Origin of the sequence: Williamwhitmania taraxaci (assembly GCF_900096565.1) — a bacterium.
GTDB lineage: Bacteria > Bacteroidota > Bacteroidia > Bacteroidales > Williamwhitmaniaceae > Williamwhitmania > Williamwhitmania taraxaci.
On sequence record NZ_FMYP01000145.1, the window covers coordinates 1 to 2,666 of the forward strand.

At 39.2% G+C, this 2,666-nt stretch carries 3 protein-coding genes; 1 reads left to right on the forward strand and 2 read right to left on the reverse strand.

Annotated elements, in window-relative coordinates; translation table 11 throughout:
* The first annotated feature begins 81 nt into the window (after nt 1-81).
* Nucleotides 82-264 (forward strand): IS3 family transposase, encoded by a 183-nt coding sequence (locus BLS65_RS19090; RefSeq protein ID WP_394331471.1) that lies wholly within the window; start codon nt 82-84, stop codon nt 262-264.
* A 482-nt stretch (nt 265-746) separates the two neighbouring features.
* On the opposite strand, the gene BLS65_RS17525 is transcribed toward BLS65_RS19090, so the two are convergent.
* Together BLS65_RS17525 and BLS65_RS18570 are read right to left on the reverse strand one after the other, a co-directional pair.
* Nucleotides 747-1,244 (reverse strand): hypothetical protein, encoded by a 498-nt coding sequence (locus BLS65_RS17525; protein ID WP_125869951.1) that lies wholly within the window; start codon nt 1,242-1,244, stop codon nt 747-749.
* Between the two features lie 136 nt (nt 1,245-1,380).
* Nucleotides 1,381-2,666 (reverse strand): hypothetical protein (locus tag BLS65_RS18570; protein WP_170830195.1); only part of this gene is annotated, 1,286 nt, incomplete at its 5' end.

Sequence of the window (2,666 nt, forward strand, 5' to 3'; positions counted from 1 at the left end):
GGTATAGTATTCATCTCTAGGTCTAAAAGATAATAACTCGCGATAACCACTAAATTTTTTCCCATCTTCAGAAATTGCAACATATGTTTTCCCAGAACGCTTGAAAAGCAAGTGTTTCAGATCAATACTTTTGAATCGTTAGAGCAGGCGAATGGGGTAATGGAAACATTTATAAAAGACTATAACAATGATTGGATTTTGCACAGGCTGCAATACTGCTCACCAATTGAGTACAGGGTAAAGCATAAAACAAAAGCAGCTTAAACCATCGGGTAATAGGAGCAAGAGGGCGTTTGTCCTAATTTTAAAGCGGCTCGATGCCCTTTAAAATTAAAAAGGACACTACCTATTCTAGAAAGTAGTGCCCCTAACCTTCGGTTTAATAGTCACCTTCGGTCGTTTGTCCGTTGGTAAAAATAAAAAAAAATTAACAAAAAAATGCTCGGTTATTTAGGGCTAATACAGAATCTAAACACTCATACGCTGGGGCTATATTTTTCTCTAAAATTTCAAAGAGCGTGACCAGAAGGTAGCGGTTTTCTGAAAGGCTGTGCGTATTTAGGAAGAACCCACGCTACCAAAAAACGCTGCCCCACTCCTTACCCTAGAGGTGATGCCACCAACAGCCTTAATCCGCCGCGCTAGGCCGGCTTGCCATTTGGGCAGCATGTCCACGCGCTCGGGGGGCAAGTTTATTTATTGTACGGGCTAGCAGGGGCAATTAACAGATAGAAGTCTAATGAAAATTACTTTATGCCCCGGTTTTCCCAGTTTGCCCTAACCAGTTTAAGCACACTTTTATCATACGAGTCTTGCGTGGAGTAGGGGTAATTATATGCATCATAATTTGTTATGCTGCCAAAAAAATCCTCATTTACCTCCCATTTACCTTGTAGGTTCTTTTTGAGGTAGCCGCTAAAAACCTCCTTCATGGCAATTTCGTGCAACTTCTCAAAACTTAGAGGTGTGTGAATGTCTTTTTCGTAGTATTCACGGGGCAGAACAATAGACGCACCTGTAAAGAAATACCAATTTTTCTTTATTCTAACTCCATTGAAAATAGTTATGCCATCGCTAAAATTAGTATAAGAAAATTCATTGCTTACCAAAATTGCCCCAATCAATTTATTATTACTAGAATTGAAGCACATAAGAGAATCTATGCGACAGGCATACAGATTCAAAAACTCATAATCCTGAAGATTATTGGTTTTCCAACTTTTCAATGTATCATTTGCACTCACAAACAATTTATTATAATCATCCAACGCAATGCTTTTGGAATATTTTTCATAAAGAATTGTTTCTTGTCTAATATTCTTGTTTTTGCAAGAAAAAGTAAAAATAAGAATAGAGACAAGTGCAATTACATGATAAAATCTATTTCCTAGGTTTAACATAACCAGGTCTCCCTATTGTTTGTTTCGTAAAAATCCACTTATAATTCCCAATACTGTGGCTGCTGAGGAAGCCCTGCGGAACGCTGCCATCGGTGGGTATAAAGGCGCGCTTGGTTTGTGGTAGCCCTTTTACTGATACCTGCGGAGCCACCCCATCCTGCAGCCATGGTTTATTCTTTAGAACCTCATCGTCGGTACCGTATTGCCAAACGTCCATCCAGTCGCTCATATTTACCATGCCGCTTCCCGCATTTTCGGGAGCAATGATATAAAAATTTCCAAGTTTTATATTCGGGAATGCTGCCTTTACGGCATCAACCATTCCTAATGCATAGGCAAACCCCATACTATGGCAAACGATATCTAGGGTATCCGTTGCCACAAACGATGATTGTTTGAGCTTTTTAACAAAGTCTACACCACCAATGTTACCCTTAGCAAGTCTTTCGTTAAAACCGCTAACATTAGGCGCAATATTTAGAGTTGATGAGCCAACAACAACATTGCACGTAGCAAGAACGGTGTTAGTCACCCATGATCCCCCAATAGAATAGGATATCGCATTGTCGGCGTATTTCAAAATAGCCTCCTTGTAATTTGAAGGCCATGTGCCAATGGTTAAGCGTGCACTACAATAGAATTTGCCCATATCAAAATGATTCGATGTGCGAATACCCATATGCCCATCGGCATAAAAAACATGTTCTGGAACCAATCTATTTATGAAAGTTTGATCAACTCCATCCCAATAGTTATATCGATCTGTCTCTGTAATTTTATCATCGGTATCACTGTTTTCTGTTGTTGAAGTGGCAAATCGATATCCATTCACAAATAGAACAATATTTCTTGAAGAATTTGTCAGATAGCTATACATATAATCGCTATCGATCTTATTCTTGAGAATAACTTTGACTGAACCAATTACTATTTCATAGTAATTGGTTTGGGTAATGGTTACGCTCGTTTCTATACTCGCCTTTACATTTACTGTTTTTGCACGCGCCATATTTGTAACTGCAATACTTTTATACGCATGATTCTTGAAAAGAAAATCGAAAGATTGGTTTGTGTTTATTACATATTCGGCAGGTAGTTCTACGGAAACATTGTCTAGGTATGATTTTCTCAGTTTTTCTAATAAATCCCGCAAATCTTGCCCGTTCATACTCGCCCCATCCTCCTCCTTCTCAAACATTCCAATGACCACACCGGAGGAGAATAGACAATCCCACTGGTGCTTTACAAGGGTAGCACCGCCCTGTC